This is a genomic window from Streptomyces sp. NPDC014801, assembly GCF_043082085.1.
GTDB lineage: Bacteria > Actinomycetota > Actinomycetes > Streptomycetales > Streptomycetaceae > Streptomyces.
The window spans coordinates 1-14,999 of sequence record NZ_JBIBXG010000007.1 but is presented as its reverse complement, the minus strand read 5'-3'; the positions used below and the strand labels follow the sequence as shown (position 1 = coordinate 14,999).

The following is a 14,999-nucleotide window of genomic DNA, read 5'->3' as shown; positions in this document are numbered from 1 at the left end:
CCTGTGACACGTCTGTGACAGTCGGCGGACACGGCGATGAAAGTGCCGCGGCAAGCTTTTCGGCATCGGGCAGGGCACCACCGTCCGAGCCAGTGAGAAGACCGGAAAGTCCACGACGGGGGGCGCGAGATGAACACGCTGCACAGCACCAGCACCAGCGCAGTGGTCACGCGTCTGCACGACGTGCACCGGGGTCACGAGAAGTCCGGTGCCGTGAGCGGGCGGGGGTGCGCTCGCGGCGCCGGGCGTCAGCACACCGCGATCATGACGGTGGTTGACGGTCTCACGGGGGAAACGCACGGGGGAAGCGCGTACGGGGAGGACCCGGGGGAGCGGAAGTCCCTGACGGAAGCGGAATTCACCGCCTACGTCCAGGAGCGCCGCGCCTCCCTGTACGCCACCGCCTACCACCTCACCGGCGACCGCTTCGAGGCCGAGGACCTGCTGCAGAGCGCGCTGTTCTCGACCTACCGGGCGTGGGACCGGATCACCGACAAGGCCGCGGTCGGCGGATACCTGCGCCGCACCATGACCAACCTGCACATCAGCGCGTGGCGCCGCCGCAAGCTGAACGAGTACCCGACCGAGGAGCTGCCGGAGACGCCCGGCGACACGGACGCGATGCGCGGCACCGAGCTGCGCGCGGTCCTGTGGCAGGCGCTGGCCCGGCTGCCGGAACTCCAGCGCACCATGCTGGTCCTGCGCTACTACGAGGGCCGCACGGACCCGGAGATCGCGGAGATCCTCGACATCAGTGTCGGCACGGTGAAGTCGAGCATCTGGCGGTCGCTCCGCCGGCTGCGCGAGGACGAGGTCCTCAGCTTCGGCCGTGACCAGGAGGACGCCTTCGGCGAGCTCGTCGCCTGAGGTCACGGGGGAATCAGGAAACGGGGGAACAGGGAAGACCGGGGAAACCGGGGGCCGGGGGAGCCACGGGGGTGGCACGGTCCGGGGGGACCCACGGGGGAACTCCACGGGGGACGTGGGGGACACGGGGGAACAACCGGGGATCGGGGGATCCCCGGGGGGCCACCGGGGATCGGGGGATCCACGGGGGCCGCGGGGGAAACAGGAGCGGGACTGGAGGGCCGGGGGGTCCGTCCAGTCCCGCTTTCTCGTGCCTGCGGCCGTGCGGGGATACGGCGACGACGCCTACGCCGCCGAGCGGGCCCGTACCTGCCGGCCCGCCGCCGCTGCCGCGAGCCGGCCGAGGGCCTCGTCGAGGTCGCAGCGGTGGGCGCCCAGCGCCGTCTGGCGGGCGATGATCGACCGCTCGGCGCGCATCAGCCGCCAGCCGCGCCGCAGCAGGAACGGCACCGACTTGCGGCCCTCCTTCAGATCCCGCAGGAAGCGACGGCGGAAGGTGGTGACCGCGCCGCGGCTCAGGCACAGCGCGTCCGCCAGCACCCCCGACTCACGGCAGCGCTCGACGATCTCGGCGGCGAAGATGCCCTCCGCGATGAACAGCGGGGTACGGCCGATGCTCAGCGTCTCCTCGCCCGTGCGGGCGCTCAGCGCGATGTCGTACACCGGCACCCGGGTCGAACCGGTCGCGCACAGCTCGGCGATGGCGGCGACGGCGACCTCCGCGTCCCACGACTGCGGGTGGTCCCAGTCGATGTCCGCGCTTCCCTCCACCAGCGGCAGCGTCGGGTCGTCGGCCTCCTTGTAGAAGTCGTCCAGGCGCAGGACCGGCAGCCCGGAGCGGGCCGCGACAAGGGACTTGCCCGAGCCCGAGGGGCCGCACAGCAGCACGACACGGGCGGGGGAGGGGGGATGAAGGCTCACGGAACACCAGTTTGACGCATGGTGGGCCCGCTGCCGACCCCGCGGGTCGGCTTTGGAGTGCGCGTCACACCTCAACTACGCTTCGCGTCGACCCGATTACGTCTCGTAGCAGCATCACGCAAGCGAAGGTGGCACCCGCGATGGCGCGACACGACTTCTCCCAGACCTCGACCGGCCGGCGTGCCCTGGTCGCCCTCGCGACCGTGGGCGCGGCGATGGCGGCCGGCGCGGCGACGGCCTCAGCGGACGTCCTCACCCCGGCGACGGACCCGGGCGCCCCGCTCCTGGAGGTGCCGCACCACGCCTCCTCCCTCGGCAAGGTCGACCCGAAGGCCGGGCTGACGGCGCTGACCAACTCGGTCGGCTATGTCACCGGACCGGTCTCCGGCCTCAAGCCCAACCCGCTGGCCGGCACCGGCGTGGACCCGCTGGACAACGGCGCCGGCACCCAGGTCGCCGACTTCAAGCCGGTGGCCACCCAGGCGCTGACCGCCCCGATCGCGCAGGCGCAGTCGGTCGGCAGCATCCCGGTGCTCGGCCAGGTGACGGGCCTGCTCGGCGGGGTGCAGGGCGGGCCGCTGGGCTGACCCGCCCGGCACCCACGTGCGAGAGCCGCGCCGCCCCCGGACGGAGGGGTGGCGCGGCTCACGCGTGGGGGGTGGCGGTCAGGGGGCCACCGGCGCGGCGGCCTCGCGGACGCGCCGTGCGGCTGCGGTCAGTAGGACGAACCGGAGGCGCCCAGGGAGCCCGTGGGGTGCCAGACCGTCTTCGTCTCCAGGAACGCGGTCATCCGGTCGATGCCCGGCGTCGCGAAATAATCCACAGGCTGTGGACGCAGCACGCGCTTGAGGTTGTCCGCCGCGGCGATCTCCAGCTCCTTCGCCAGCTCCTCGTCGGCGCCCGCGAGGTCGATCGCGTTGACGTCCTGGTGCGCGGCCAGGGGCGCCGCGATCTCCGCCGTACGGCCGGACAGGACGTTGACGACGCCGCCCGGCACGTCGGAGGTGGCCAGCACCTCGGCGAGCGAGAGCGCGGGCAGCGGGGCCTTCTCGGAGGCGACGACCACCGCGGTGTTGCCGGTGGCGATCACGGGCGCCAGCACCGAGACCAGGCCCAGGAACGACGACTCCTGCGGGGCCACGACGGCGACCACGCCCGTCGGCTCGGGGGAGGAGAGGTTGAAGTACGGCCCGGCGACCGGGTTCGCGCCGCCGATCACCTGGGCGATCTTGTCGGTCCAGCCCGCGTACCAGACCCAGCGGTCGATCGTGGCGTCCACGACCGCGGCCGCCTTCGACTTCGACAGGCCCTCCGCGTCCGCGACCTCGCGCACGAACTGGTCCCGCCGGCCCTCCAGCATCTCCGCGACCCGGTACAGCACCTGGCCGCGGTTGTAGGCGGTCGCGCCGGCCCAGCCACCGAACGCCTTGCGCGCGGCGACCACCGCGTCCCGGGCGTCCTTGCGGGAGGACAGGGGAGCGTTGGCCAGCCACTTGCCCTTGGAGTCCGTCACCTCGTACACCCGGCCGCTCTCGGAACGCGGGAACTTGCCGCCCACGTACAGCTTGTAGGTCTTGAAGACGGAAAGCCGCTGATCGTCAGACATCGAGGTACGCCTCCAGGCCGTGACGGCCGCCCTCGCGGCCGAAGCCCGACTCCTTGTAACCGCCGAACGGCGAGGTCGGGTCGAACTTGTTGAACGTGTTGGACCAGACGACACCGGCCCGGAGCTTGTTCGCGACGGCGAGGATGCGCGAGCCCTTCTCCGTCCAGATGCCCGCCGACAGGCCGTACGGCGTGTTGTTCGCCTTGGCGACCGCCTCGTCCGGGGTGCGGAAGGTGAGGACCGACAGGACCGGGCCGAAGATCTCGTCGCGGGCGATGGTGTGCGCCTGGGTGACGTTGGTGAACAGCGTGGGAGCGAACCAGTAGCCGCTCTCGGGGATCTCGCAGGCCGGGGACCAGCGCTCGGCGCCCTCCGCCTCGCCCTGCTCGGCGAGCGCGGTGATCCGGGCCAGCTGCTCCTCGGAGTTGATCGCGCCGATGTCGGTGTTCTTGTCCAGCGGGTCGCCGAGGCGCAGCGTGGACAGGCGGCGCTTGAGGGAGTCCAGCAGCTCGTCCTGGATCGACTCCTGCACGAGCAGACGGCTGCCGGCGCAGCAGACCTGGCCCTGGTTGAAGAAGATGCCGTTGACGATGCCCTCGACGGCCTGGTCGATCGGGGCGTCGTCGAAGACGATGTTGGCGCCCTTGCCGCCCAGTTCCAGCGTCAGCTTCTTGTGCGAGCCGGCGACCGTGCGGGCGATCTCCTTGCCGACGGCGGTGGAGCCGGTGAAGGCGACCTTGTTCACGTCGGGGTGCGCGACCAGCGCGGCGCCGGCGTCGCCGTAGCCCGGGAGGATGTTGACGACGCCCTTGGGCAGGCCGGCCTGACGGCAGACGTCCGCGAAGAACAGGGCCGACAGCGGGGTGGTCTCCGCCGGCTTCAGCACGACCGTGTTGCCGGTGGCGAGCGCCGGGGCGATCTTCCACGCCAGCATCAGCAGCGGGAAGTTCCACGGGATGACCTGGCCGGCGACGCCGAGGGGACGCGGGTTCGCGCCGAAGCCCGCGTGGTCGAGCTTGTCGGCCCAGCCGGCGTAGTAGAAGAAGTGCGCGGCGACGAGCGGGAGGTCCGCGTCGCGGGTCTCCTTGATCGGCTTGCCGTTGTCCAGGGTCTCCAGGACGGCCAGCTCGCGGCTGCGCTCCTGGATGATCCGGGCGATGCGGAAGAGGTACTTGGCGCGCTCGGAGCCGGGCAGCGCCGACCACTTCCCGAAGGCCTTGCGGGCCGCCCGCACCGCGCGGTCGACGTCCTCGGCGCCCGCCCGGGCGACCTCGGAGAGGACCTCCTCCGTGCTGGGGCTGACGGTCTTGAAGACCTTGCCGTCGGCCGCCTCCGTGAACTCGCCGTCGATGAACAGGCCGTAGGACGGGGCGATGTCGACGATCGAGCGGGACTCGGGCGCCGGTGCGTACTCGAATGCGGATGCCATGGTGATCAGTCCACCGTCACGTAGTCGGGGCCGGAGTAGCGGCCGGTGGCCAGCTTCTGACGCTGCATCAGCAGGTCGTTGAGCAGCGAGGAGGCGCCGAAGCGGAACCAGTGGTTGTCCAGCCAGTCCTCCCCGGCGGTCTCGTTGACCAGGACCAGGAACTTGATCGCGTCCTTGCTGGTCCGGATGCCGCCGGCGGGCTTCACGCCGACCTGCACGCCGGTCTGGGCCCGGAAGTCGCGGACGGCCTCCAGCATCAGCAGCGTGTTGGCCGGGGTGGCGTTGACGGCGACCTTGCCGGTGGAGGTCTTGATGAAGTCGGCACCGGCGAGCATGCCCAGCCAGCTGGCACGGCGGATGTTGTCGTACGTCGACAGCTCGCCGGTCTCGAAGATGACCTTCAGTCGGGCGGAGGTCCCGCAGGCCTCCTTCACGGCGGTGATCTCGTCGTACACCTTCAGGTACTTGCCGGCGAGGAACGCGCCACGGTCGATGACCATGTCGATCTCGTCGGCGCCCGCGGCGACGGCGTCCTTCACGTCCGCGAGTTTGACCTCGAGGGCGGCGCGGCCGGCCGGGAAGGCGGTGGCGACGGAGGCGACCTTCACGCCGGAGCCGGCGACGGCCTCCTTGGCGGTGGCCACCATGTCGGGATAGACGCAGACGGCCGCGGTCGCGGGGGTCGTCCGGTCGGTGGGGTCGGGGTGGACCGCCTTGGCGCCGAGCGCCCGGACCTTGCCCGGCGTGTCCGCGCCTTCCAGCGTCGTCAGGTCGACCATCGAGATGGCGAGGTCGATGGCGTACGCCTTCGCGGTGGTCTTGATGGAACGGGTGCCGAGAGACGCGGCGCGCGCCTCCAGGCCGACCGCGTCGACGCCGGGCAGCCCGTGCAGGAAGCGGCGCAGCGTGCTGTCGGACGCGGTGACGTCCGAGAGTGCGTGAGCTGTGGGTGCGGTAGTGGGCATGGTCACCAGACGAGCATATCTACGCGCGTAGCGGATGTATAGCCCCGGGGGCTTTCCGGAGTCGGTGAGGTACCGCCGTGGGCCACCTCGGCGGGGCGGGGCGGGGCGCACCGTGCCCTGTGTGGCGGGCGCCGGGCGGTCGGGGACACCGGCGGGGGGGATCGCGGCGGGCGTCGGGCACAATCGGGGCCATGACCACCCCGGAACACCCGTCACCCGCGCCGCAGCCGCAGGACCCCGCCGTGCAGGACCGCGTCCACCGGTCGTCGGCCGGCATCGCGTCCGGCGTGATGCTGCTGGCCCTCGCCGGCTGGCTCGGCATCGACGCGATCGTCGTCGGGCACGGCCGCACGCCCTGGCTGGCGCTGGCCGGGCTGCTGCTGGTCGTCCCGCTGGTGGTGGCGTACACGCTGCGCCCGGCGATCTTCGTCAACGACGACCGGCTGCGGGTGCGCAATCCGCTCCGCGTGATCGTGCTGCCCTGGGGCACCGTGGGCGACCTGCGCTCGGGTTACTCCAACGAGGTGGTCACCGTCTCCGGCGCGCGGTATCAGCTGTGGGCCCTGCCGGTCTCGCTGCGGGCCCGCAAGCGGGCGGCACGGCAGCGGGCGCGGGCGGCTGCCGCCGGGGGTGCGGAGCGCGGGGGACTGCTCGGTGCGCCGGAGCGGGGTGGGGCGTCGGGGGAGCCGCCGCGGGCGCAGACGGACAAGGCGATGGACGACCTGAAGCAACTCCGCGAGGACCGTTGCACGGCGGACTCGGCCCAGGGCGAGGTGACGGTCCGCTGGGCCTACGAGATCATCGCCCCCGCCTTGGCCGGCGCGATCCTGACGGCAATCCTGGCAGCCCTGGGCTGACACCCGCCTGGCGGCACGCTGCCTTGCGGTGCGCATGCCCTGGGGTGCGGTGACCGCCGTGGGGTGCGGTGCCGGGGGTTGCGAGGCGCCCGGCGCCGGGGTGACCGCCGTGGGGTGCGCGGCCCGGCGGTGCGGGGTGCCGCTGCGCCCACCCGTGCCGCCCCAGCGGCACGACTGCCCGCAGCTACGGCGGATCGGATGCCCGCAGCTGCGACAGGTAGCGGCGACGGCCTGCAGTCGCCGGCGGCGGGGAGGGGACGTGGTGGGGGGTGTCCGCCCGCAGCGGACGGCATTGCCTTCGGGTGCCGTCCGAAGAAACGTAAGGCCGTACCGAGGACGGACACCCCCCACCGCGGCCCCGACTCACCCACCCACGGGACGCGCTACATCAGCCCCCACCGGACCCGCGCGGGCCGCCGCAGGCATTCAGGGGCGCGGGGAACTGCGCGACAAGCCACGACGGACCCGCACCCGGCGACGAAACCGCACCCACCCGCACAGCCGCCGCAGGTACCCCGCACCCGGCGACGAAACCGCACCCACCCGCACAGCCGCCGCAGGCCCGGCGCAGGCGCAACCACGACGAGCCCGCACCCCGCAGCAAACCCCCCCCGCAAACGGCCGCCGGGGCGCCCCCGTGGGCAGGGGCGCCCCGGCGAACACCGGTGCCGGTCAGATACCCGCCGCAGCCGACAGGTCGACCTTCAGCGCGTTCAGCAGCTCCGTCGCCCGCCCCCGAGCCGTAGGCAGACCCGCACGGTCCTCGACCGGTACCACGACCTCCAGGTAGCACTTCAGCTTCGGCTCCGTGCCGCTGGGCCGCACGATCACCCGCGCACCCTGAAGCGTGTACCGCAGACCGTCCGTCGGCGGCAGCGCCTCCGTGCCCCGCGTCAGATCCTCCGCGTTCACCACCGGCAGCCCCGCCAGCCGCGTCGGCGGCTGCTCGCGCAGGCGGCGCATGGCGTCGGCGATGAGCGAGAGGTCCTGGACGCGGACCGACAGCTGGTCCGTCGCGTGCAGGCCGTGCTCCACGGCCAGGTCGTCCAGCAGGTCGAGCAGCGTGCGCCCCTGCTCCTTCAGCTCCGACGCCAGTTCGGTGATCAGCAGCGCGGCCGTGATCCCGTCCTTGTCGCGCACCCCGTCGGGGTCGACGCAGTAGCCGAGGGCCTCCTCGTAGCCGTAGCGCAAGCCCTCCACGCGGGCGATCCACTTGAAGCCGGTGAGGGTCTCCTCGAACGGCAGCTCCGCCTTCTCGGCGATCCGGCCGAGCAGCGAGGAGGAGACGATCGACTCGGCGAACGTGCCGCGCGCACCGCGCCGCACGAGGTGCGCGCCGAGCAGCGCGCCGACCTCGTCGCCGCGCAGCATCCGCCAGTCCCCGCCGTCCCGCACGGCCACCGCGCAGCGGTCGGCGTCGGGGTCGTTGGCGACGACCAGGTCCGGCTCCACCTCGCGGGCCTTGGCGAACGCCAGGTCCATCGCGCCCGGCTCCTCCGGGTTGGGGAAGGCCACGGTCGGGAACTCCGGGTCCGGGTCGGCCTGCTCGGCGACCAGCACCGGCTCGGGGAAGCCGGCGCGGGCGAACGCGGCCAGCAGGACGTCCCGGCCGACGCCGTGCATGGCCGTGTAGACCGTGCGGGCGGTGCGCGCCGAGTCCGGGGCGAGGACCGCGTCCGTACGGGCGAGGTACGCCTCCAGGACCGCGTCGTCCAGGACCTCCCAGCCCTCCGTCGGGCGGTCCACCGTGGTCAGGCTGCCGATCGCGGCGATCTCCGCGGCGATCCCGGCGTCCGCGGGCGGCACGATCTGGGAGCCGTCGCCGAGGTACACCTTGTAGCCGTTGTCGCGGGGCGGGTTGTGGCTGGCGGTGACCTCCACACCCGCGACCGCGCCGAGGTGCCGTATGGCGAAGGCGAGGACCGGGGTGGGCAGCGGCCGCGGCAGCACCGCCGCGCGCAGGCCGGCGCCGACCATCACGGCCGCCGTGTCGCGGGCGAAGTCGGCCGACTTGTGGCGGGCGTCGTAGCCGACGACGACGAGGCCGCCCTCCTGGCCGTTCTTCTTCAGGTACGACGCCAGGCCCGCCGCCGCGCGGATGACGACCGTGCGGTTCATGCGCATCGGCCCGGCGCCCAGCTCACCGCGCAGGCCGGCGGTGCCGAACTGCAGGGTGCCGGAGAAGCGGGCGGTCAGCTCCTTGACGTCGCCGGCGTCGATCAGCCGGGAGAGTTCCTCGCGGGTGTCCGCGTCGGGGTCCTCGGCCAGCCACGCCTTGGCCCGGGCGATGACTTCGTCGTGCACGGTGGGGGTCAACCTCTCGTCCTCGATGGCTGAAGGGTGTTTACAGGCGGTCCAGCACCTGCGCCAGCAGGGAGCCCATGCGGGTGGCGCTGTCGCGGCCGGCCTGCAGGACCTCCTCGTGGTTCAGCGGCTCGCCCGTCATGCCGGCGGCGAGGTTGGTGACCAGGGAGATGCCGAGCACCTCGGCGCCCGCCTCGCGCGCGGCGATGGCCTCGAGCACGGTCGACATGCCGACCAGGTCCGCGCCGATGACGCGGGCCATGCGGATCTCGGCCGGGGTCTCGTAGTGCGGGCCGGGGAACTGGGCGTACACGCCCTCCTCCAGCGTCGCGTCGACCTCCTTGCACAGCGCGCGCAGCCGCGGCGAGTACAGGTCGGTCAGGTCGACGAAGTTGGCGCCGACGATCGGGGAGGTGGCGGTGAGGTTGATGTGGTCGCTGATCAGCACCGGCTGACCGGGACGCATGCCTTCGCGCAGGCCGCCGCAGCCGTTGGTCAGCACGACGGTCTTCGCGCCGGCGGCCACCGCGGTACGCACTCCGTGGGCGACGGCGGCGACGCCACGGCCCTCGTAGTAGTGCGTACGGCCGAGGAAGACCAGGGCCCGCTTGGCGCCGATGCGGTACGAGCGGATCTTGCCGCCGTGGCCCTCGACCGCCGGGGGCGGGAAGCCGGGGAGCTCGGTGACCTGGAACTCGGCCTCGGGAGTGCCCAGGGCGTCGACGGCCGGCGCCCAGCCGGAGCCCATCACGAGGGCGACGTCGTGGGTCTCGGCGCCGGTCAGTTCGCGCAGGCGCGCGGCGGCGGCGTCGGCGGCGGCGTAGGGGTCGCCCTGGATGTCGTCCGGAAGAAGAGATGCGTTCACGGGGTCGAGGGTAGCCGAGCTTCGCCTACGCGCGTAGATGTCAGAGCCGACGGCATGGGGATCGTTGTCTTGTCGTTTCCGACGAGCCGCTGTGACAAGCCCCCGGTCCCGACTCGCCGACCGGCCACGACGCACCCGCACCCGGCGACGCACCCGACGACACGCCCGCACCCGACGACACGCCCGCACCCGGCGACGCACCCGCACCCGGCGACGCACCCGCACCCGGCGACGCACCCGACGACACGCCCGCACCCGGCGACGCACTCGGCGAGGCACCCGGCGCCGCAGTCATCCGCGGAGCGCTCAGCAGGGCCGTTTCCGCAGCTCCATCACATAGTCGTGGGGCGCGCCGGCCGACTCCGCGGCGTCGGCGATCTCGCCCAGGTAGCGGGCCGACGGCAGGCCGCCCTCGTAGGCGTTGAGGGCGTACGTCCAGGCGCGCTCCTCGCCGTCCAGGGTGTGGACGCGGACCCGGACGCGGCGGTAGAGGTCCAGGCCGACGCCCTCCCAGCGGTCCAGGGAGGGCTCGTCCATCGGGGCGACGTCGTACAGGGCGACGAAGACCTGCGACAGCGGGTCCTCCACGATCGTCGCCAGCGCGCCCTCCCAGCCCAGCTGCTCGCCGCCGAAGGTCAGCCGCCAGCCGTTCATCCAGCCCGTGGCGCGCAGCGGGGAGTGCGGGGCGCGGCGGGACATCAGCCGCGCGTCGAGATGGGCGGCGTACGCGGCGTAGAGCGACATGGAGCGAAGGGTACGGCAGCGCATCAGGTGTCACTCCGGCAACAGGACGGCCCCCGAGGCGGTAGCACGTTGAAGGGTGCGGGACAATGGGGTACGTGACTCGGATCGTGATCATCGGTGGCGGACCCGGCGGATACGAAGCGGCCCTGGTGGCCGCCCAGCTCGGTGCGGAGGTGACCGTCGTCGACTGCGACGGTCTGGGCGGGGCGTCGGTGCTCACCGACTGCGTACCGTCGAAGACCCTGATCGCCACGGCCGAGGTGATGACCACCTTCGACTCCTCCTACGAGGAGCTGGGCATCATCGTCGCCGACGACACCCCGCCTCTGGAGCAGGCGGCCCGCGTGGTCGGCGTGGACCTCGGCAAGGTCAACCGCCGTGTGAAGCGCCTCGCGCTCGCCCAGTCGCACGACATCACCGCCTCCGTCACCCGCGCGGGCGCCCGGGTCCTGCGCGGCCGCGGCCGTCTGGAGGGCATGCAGGCCCTCGACGGCTCCCGCAAGGTCGTCGTCACCGCCGCCGACGGCACCGAGGAGACGCTCACCGCCGACGCCGTGCTGATCGCCACCGGTGGTCACCCGCGCGAGCTGCCCGACGCCCAGCCGGACGGCGAGCGCATCCTGAACTGGACGCAGGTCTACGACCTCACCGAGCTGCCCGAGGAGCTCATCGTGGTCGGCTCCGGCGTCACCGGCGCCGAGTTCGCCGGCGCCTACCAGGCGCTCGGCTCCCGGGTCACCCTCGTTTCCTCCCGCGACCGCGTGCTGCCCGGCGAGGACCCGGACGCCGCCGCCGTCCTGGAGGACGTCTTCCGCCGCCGCGGCATGAACGTCATGGCGCGCTCGCGTGCCGCCGCCGCCAAGCGGGTCGGCGACCGCGTCGAGGTCACGCTCGCCGACGGCCGGGTGATCACCGGCTCGCACTGCCTGATGGCGGTCGGCGCGATCCCGAACTCCGCGGGCCTCGGCCTGGAGGAGGCCGGCGTCAAGCTGCGCGAGTCCGGGCACATCTGGACCGACAAGGTCTCCCGCACCACGGCCCCCGGCGTGTACGCCGCCGGTGACGTGACCGGCGTGTTCGCGCTCGCGTCCGTGGCCGCCATGCAGGGCCGTATCGCCATGTACCACTTCCTCGGCGACGCGGTGGCCCCGCTGAACCTCAAGACGGTCTCCTCGAACGTCTTCACCGACCCCGAGATCGCGACCGTCGGCTACACGCAGGCCGACGTGGACGCGGGCAAGATCGACGCGAGGGTCGTCAAGCTCCCCCTCCTGCGCAACCCGCGCGCGAAGATGCAGGGCATCCGCGACGGCTTCGTCAAGATCTTCTGCCGTCCGGGCACCGGGATCGTCGTCGGCGGTGTGGTCGTGGCGCCGCGCGCCTCGGAACTGATCCACCCCATCTCGATCGCGGTCGACAACAATCTGACGGTCGAGCAGATCGCGAACGCCTTCACCGTGTACCCGTCCCTGTCGGGCTCGATCGCCGAGGTCGCCCGGCAGCTGCACACGCGGAAGACGGCCGGCGAGAGCTAGGCCCTCTCGGCCCGGCCGAAAGCGACTCCCCGCTGGTCACAGGGAGTTGTCGAGCATGCGTGCGGCATAGGCGGCGGGACTAGGCTCCTATACCACTTCCCGCCGCCCCGTGCGAACAACTTCCGTTATTCGGCGCATACTGCTGAAACCAGACGGTCAGCCGCGTTACTGTCAGTTTCGTGTTCGCTGCAGAACGTCGCCAACTGATCCTCGAAATGGTGCGGGCCAACGGGGCAGTGTCGCTCCGTGAGCTCGCCCGCGTCGTCCAGACCTCCGAAGTGACCGTACGGCGGGACGTGCGGGCACTGGAGGCAGAAGGACTCCTCGACCGCAGGCACGGCGGTGCGGTCCTGCCGGGCGGGTTCACCCGCGAGTCCGGCTTCCCGCAGAAGTCCCATGTCGCGACCGCCGAGAAGACGGCCATCGCCGACCTCGCCGCCACCTTCGTGGAGGAGGGCGAGGCCATCGTGGTCGGCGCCGGCACCACGACCCAGGAACTGGCGCGCCGGCTCGCCCGCATCCCCGGGCTGACCGTCGTCACCAACTCCCTGCTGGTCGCCCAGGCGCTGGCGCACGCCAACCGCGTGGAGGTCGTCATGACCGGCGGCACGCTCAGAGGCTCCAACTACGCCCTGGTCGGCAGCGGCGCCGAACAGTCCCTCCAGGGACTGCGCGTCTCGCGCGCCTTCCTCTCCGGCAGCGGCCTGACCGCCGAACGCGGGCTGTCCACGTCCAACATGCTCTCGGCGTCCGTCGACCGGGCCCTCGTCCAGGCCGCCGCCGAGGTCGTCGTCCTCGCCGACCACAGCAAGCTCGGCACCGACACCATGTTCCAGACGGTCCCGACCGACGTGATCACCCGCCTCGTCACCGACGAGCCGCCGGCCCACGACGACCGCGCCCAGACCGAACTCCAGGCCCTCGCCGACCAGGGGGTGCAGATCGCCGTGGCCGGGGCGAGCGGAGCCCCGGGGGGTGACCAGGTCCCGGCACGCCCCCAGCGCCGGGACGTCCCCCTCCCCAACCCCCGCCGCGGCCAGCACCCCGGCATCCGCCCCACCGGCGTCCTCACGGACCAGCCCCCCCAGCCGGAACGCCCCCGCGTAGCCGACATGCGCCGCCGCTGACGCCGCACGACACGCGCCGGCCGCCCCGCTGCAGCCCCGACCGTCGGGCGGAGCGGAGGTGGTGCACGACCGCGGGCCGGGACGGCGGGCGTCACCGCTGCCGGACTGTCAGTGCCGTTGCGTAGATTGCCCTTCATGGCGCTGACGGACATCACGCGGACCGCGGTGGAGAAGGCGATCGAGGAGTACGACCGGCTCGGACGCGACGCATTCCTGAAGCGCTACGGCTTCCAGCGCGCCCGCCGCTATCTGCTGGTCCACCACGGCGGCCACTACGACTCCAAGGCGATAGCCGGAGCCGCCCACGGCCACCTGCCCGGACAACGGCCGCTGAAGGCGCGTGAGTTCTCCGGCGGGGCCCAGCATGTGGCGCGTGTCCTGCGGGGATTGGGCTTCGAGGTGATGGACGACCACCAGCCGGACCAGCCCGGCCACCAGGACCAGCCGGAGCACGTCGGCCCGGCTGTGGGTCCCGAGCAGGCGGACCTCCCGCAGGACACGCTCAGCCGCGATGAGCTCGTCCGCCGTATCACCCGGCTCGCGGTGAACCGGGCCTCCGGCCGGCCCGCACTGTACAAGCCCATCACGCTGCTGTGGGCCATGGGCCGCGCGCGTCGCGGTGAGCCCAGGCTGCTGCCCTGGACGCGGACCGAGGAGGCGCTGGCGGAGCTGCTGCGGCGGCACGGCATGCGGGGCGAGCGGCCGCGTCCCGACTACCCCGTGGCCTCACTGTGCCGCGACCGGCTGTGGACGCTGCCCGATCACCCCGACGGTGTACCCAGCGCACACGGGGATGCGACCGTGCGGCGCTGGTTCGCCGAGCACCAGCCGCGCGGCGGCCTCGCCGACCCGGTGTACGACGTCCTGCGGCACTCGGCGGTCACCCGCCTCGCCGTGATCGACGCCCTGCTGGACACGTTCTTCGACGACCTGGACGCTGCCCCGTTGCTCGCGGACGTCGGGCTCGACGAGGCCGAGGCGACGGACTCGGCCGGCGGTGAGGTGCATGGGCCGGAGCAGTGGCTGGTGACGGCGGCGGAGTACGAGCGCGGGTGCCGGCTGTTGGAGGAGCGCGAGGCCGCGGTTCACGGCGAGCGCGTTGCCCGGGTCGCGCACCGCCACCGGCGCTCACGTGCCGCCCGCTACCTGGTGCTGGCGCGCAGCGGAGGCCGGTGCGAGAACCCCCGGTGTACGGGTCAGCCGGACGACGTGACGGACCGCCGGCAGCCGATACTCGAAGTCGACCATGTGGTCGACCTCGCGCTGGGCGGCCGGGACCACCCCAGCCAGATGGTGGCCCTCTGCCCGAACTGCCATGCGGTCAAGACACGCGGCAGCACCCGGGACACCCTGCGCGAGCTGCTTCTGAAGGTCGCCCTGGAGCGCCACGGCGCCGCCCGGCGCTGAAACGTCTCGCCGCAACGGCTCGTACAACGACTCGCGTAACGGCCTGGGGGAACGCCGAAGCGCCCGGCGGGCCGTGTGGTGCGGTCTGCCGGGCGCTTCGGGTGGTGTGCGGGGTCAGTCCTTGATGTCGCAGATGGCGGCGCCGGAGGTGAGGGAGGCGCCGACGGTGGCGTTGAGGCCGGTGATGGTGCCGGACTTGTGGGCGTTGAGGGGCTGTTCCATCTTCATGGCTTCGAGGACGACGACGAGGTCGCCTTCCTTGACTTCCTGGCCCTCTTCGACGGCGATCTTGACGATGGTGCCCTGCATGGGGGAGGCGAGGGTGTCGCCGGAGGCGACGGGGCCGGACTTCTTGGCGGCGCGGCGCTTGGG

Annotated in this window: 14 protein-coding genes; 6 read left to right on the top strand and 8 right to left on the bottom strand. The window is 72.7% G+C overall.

The window, feature by feature from the left end; genetic code table 11:
* Nucleotides 1–129 precede the first annotated feature (129 nt).
* Nucleotides 130–867, top strand: coding sequence for a SigE family RNA polymerase sigma factor (locus ACF1AL_RS17575; protein WP_391703810.1), 738 nt, complete (start codon nucleotides 130–132; stop codon nucleotides 865–867).
* A 285-nt stretch (nucleotides 868–1,152) separates the two neighbouring features.
* Here the strand turns inward: ACF1AL_RS17575 and ACF1AL_RS17570 are convergent, their stop codons facing one another.
* A complete protein-coding gene (locus ACF1AL_RS17570) occupies nucleotides 1,153–1,788 on the bottom strand; it encodes a uridine kinase (protein WP_366842186.1) in 636 nt (211 codons plus the stop codon).
* Between the two features lie 140 nt (nucleotides 1,789–1,928).
* On the opposite strand from ACF1AL_RS17570, the gene ACF1AL_RS17565 reads away from it, so the two are divergent.
* Nucleotides 1,929–2,375, top strand: a complete 447-nt coding sequence (locus ACF1AL_RS17565) for a hypothetical protein (RefSeq protein WP_391826422.1) — start codon at nucleotides 1,929–1,931, stop codon at nucleotides 2,373–2,375.
* 128 nt (nucleotides 2,376–2,503) lie between these two features.
* Here the strand turns inward: ACF1AL_RS17565 and ACF1AL_RS17560 are convergent, their stop codons facing one another.
* From ACF1AL_RS17560 to deoC, 3 genes are read right to left on the bottom strand one after another with little or no spacing between them, the layout of a single operon-like run.
* Entirely contained in the window at nucleotides 2,504–3,394 is an 891-nt protein-coding gene (locus ACF1AL_RS17560; RefSeq protein WP_391661625.1) for an aldehyde dehydrogenase family protein, read from the bottom strand.
* Nucleotides 3,387–4,823, bottom strand: coding sequence for an aldehyde dehydrogenase family protein (locus tag ACF1AL_RS17555; protein ID WP_366842183.1), 1,437 nt, complete (start codon nucleotides 4,821–4,823; stop codon nucleotides 3,387–3,389). The genes ACF1AL_RS17560 and ACF1AL_RS17555 overlap by 8 nt, the downstream gene beginning before the upstream one ends.
* Before the next feature lie 5 nt (nucleotides 4,824–4,828).
* A complete protein-coding gene (deoC, locus tag ACF1AL_RS17550) occupies nucleotides 4,829–5,788 on the bottom strand; it encodes a deoxyribose-phosphate aldolase (protein ID WP_366842191.1) in 960 nt (319 codons plus the stop codon).
* 191 nt (nucleotides 5,789–5,979) lie between these two features.
* Here deoC and ACF1AL_RS17545 point away from each other — a divergent pair, with 191 nt between their 5' ends.
* A complete protein-coding gene (locus tag ACF1AL_RS17545) occupies nucleotides 5,980–6,645 on the top strand; it encodes a PH domain-containing protein (protein WP_391826419.1) in 666 nt (221 codons plus the stop codon).
* Between the two features lie 672 nt (nucleotides 6,646–7,317).
* Here ACF1AL_RS17545 and ACF1AL_RS17540 read toward each other — a convergent pair.
* The 3 genes from ACF1AL_RS17540 to ACF1AL_RS17530 form a co-directional block, all read right to left on the bottom strand.
* On the bottom strand, nucleotides 7,318–8,949 hold the full coding sequence (locus tag ACF1AL_RS17540; protein WP_391826678.1) for a phospho-sugar mutase: 1,632 nt from the start codon (nucleotides 8,947–8,949) through the stop codon (nucleotides 7,318–7,320).
* A 40-nt stretch (nucleotides 8,950–8,989) separates the two neighbouring features.
* Entirely contained in the window at nucleotides 8,990–9,814 is an 825-nt protein-coding gene (locus tag ACF1AL_RS17535; protein ID WP_103782069.1) for a purine-nucleoside phosphorylase, read from the bottom strand.
* Nucleotides 9,815–10,120: 306 nt separating this feature from the next.
* Nucleotides 10,121–10,558 (bottom strand): gamma-glutamylcyclotransferase, encoded by a 438-nt coding sequence (locus ACF1AL_RS17530; protein WP_366842212.1) that lies wholly within the window; start codon nucleotides 10,556–10,558, stop codon nucleotides 10,121–10,123.
* A gap of 86 nt (nucleotides 10,559–10,644) precedes the next feature.
* On the opposite strand from ACF1AL_RS17530, the gene ACF1AL_RS17525 reads away from it, so the two are divergent.
* From ACF1AL_RS17525 to ACF1AL_RS17515, 3 genes are all read left to right on the top strand, one after another.
* A complete protein-coding gene (locus ACF1AL_RS17525; RefSeq protein ID WP_366842211.1) occupies nucleotides 10,645–12,093 on the top strand; it encodes an NAD(P)H-quinone dehydrogenase in 1,449 nt (482 codons plus the stop codon).
* 179 nt (nucleotides 12,094–12,272) lie between these two features.
* Entirely contained in the window at nucleotides 12,273–13,220 is a 948-nt protein-coding gene (locus ACF1AL_RS17520) for a DeoR/GlpR family DNA-binding transcription regulator (RefSeq protein ID WP_366842210.1), read from the top strand.
* 135 nt (nucleotides 13,221–13,355) lie between these two features.
* A complete protein-coding gene (locus ACF1AL_RS17515) occupies nucleotides 13,356–14,627 on the top strand; it encodes an HNH endonuclease (protein ID WP_391826417.1) in 1,272 nt (423 codons plus the stop codon).
* A 114-nt stretch (nucleotides 14,628–14,741) separates the two neighbouring features.
* On the opposite strand, the gene ACF1AL_RS17510 is transcribed toward ACF1AL_RS17515, so the two are convergent.
* Nucleotides 14,742–14,999 (bottom strand): acetyl-CoA carboxylase biotin carboxyl carrier protein subunit (locus ACF1AL_RS17510; RefSeq protein ID WP_391826415.1); only part of this gene is annotated, 258 nt, incomplete at its 5' end.

What these genes read in the sequence shown, in the direction of transcription:
- ACF1AL_RS17575 (WP_391703810.1), top strand. Translation starts at nt 130, where the DNA reads ATGAACACGCTGCACAGCACCAGCACCAGCGCAGTGGTCACGCGTCTG.
- ACF1AL_RS17565 (WP_391826422.1), top strand. Translation starts at nt 1,929, where the DNA reads ATGGCGCGACACGACTTCTCCCAGACCTCGACCGGCCGGCGTGCCCTG.
- ACF1AL_RS17560 (WP_391661625.1), bottom strand. Translation starts at nt 3,394, where the DNA reads ATGTCTGACGATCAGCGGCTTTCCGTCTTCAAGACCTACAAGCTGTAC.
- ACF1AL_RS17555 (WP_366842183.1), bottom strand. Translation starts at nt 4,823, where the DNA reads ATGGCATCCGCATTCGAGTACGCACCGGCGCCCGAGTCCCGCTCGATC.
- deoC (WP_366842191.1), bottom strand. Translation starts at nt 5,788, where the DNA reads ATGCCCACTACCGCACCCACAGCTCACGCACTCTCGGACGTCACCGCG.
- ACF1AL_RS17545 (WP_391826419.1), top strand. Translation starts at nt 5,980, where the DNA reads ATGACCACCCCGGAACACCCGTCACCCGCGCCGCAGCCGCAGGACCCC.
- ACF1AL_RS17530 (WP_366842212.1), bottom strand. Translation starts at nt 10,558, where the DNA reads ATGTCGCTCTACGCCGCGTACGCCGCCCATCTCGACGCGCGGCTGATG.
- ACF1AL_RS17525 (WP_366842211.1), top strand. Translation starts at nt 10,645, where the DNA reads ATGGGGTACGTGACTCGGATCGTGATCATCGGTGGCGGACCCGGCGGA.
- ACF1AL_RS17515 (WP_391826417.1), top strand. Translation starts at nt 13,356, where the DNA reads ATGGCGCTGACGGACATCACGCGGACCGCGGTGGAGAAGGCGATCGAG.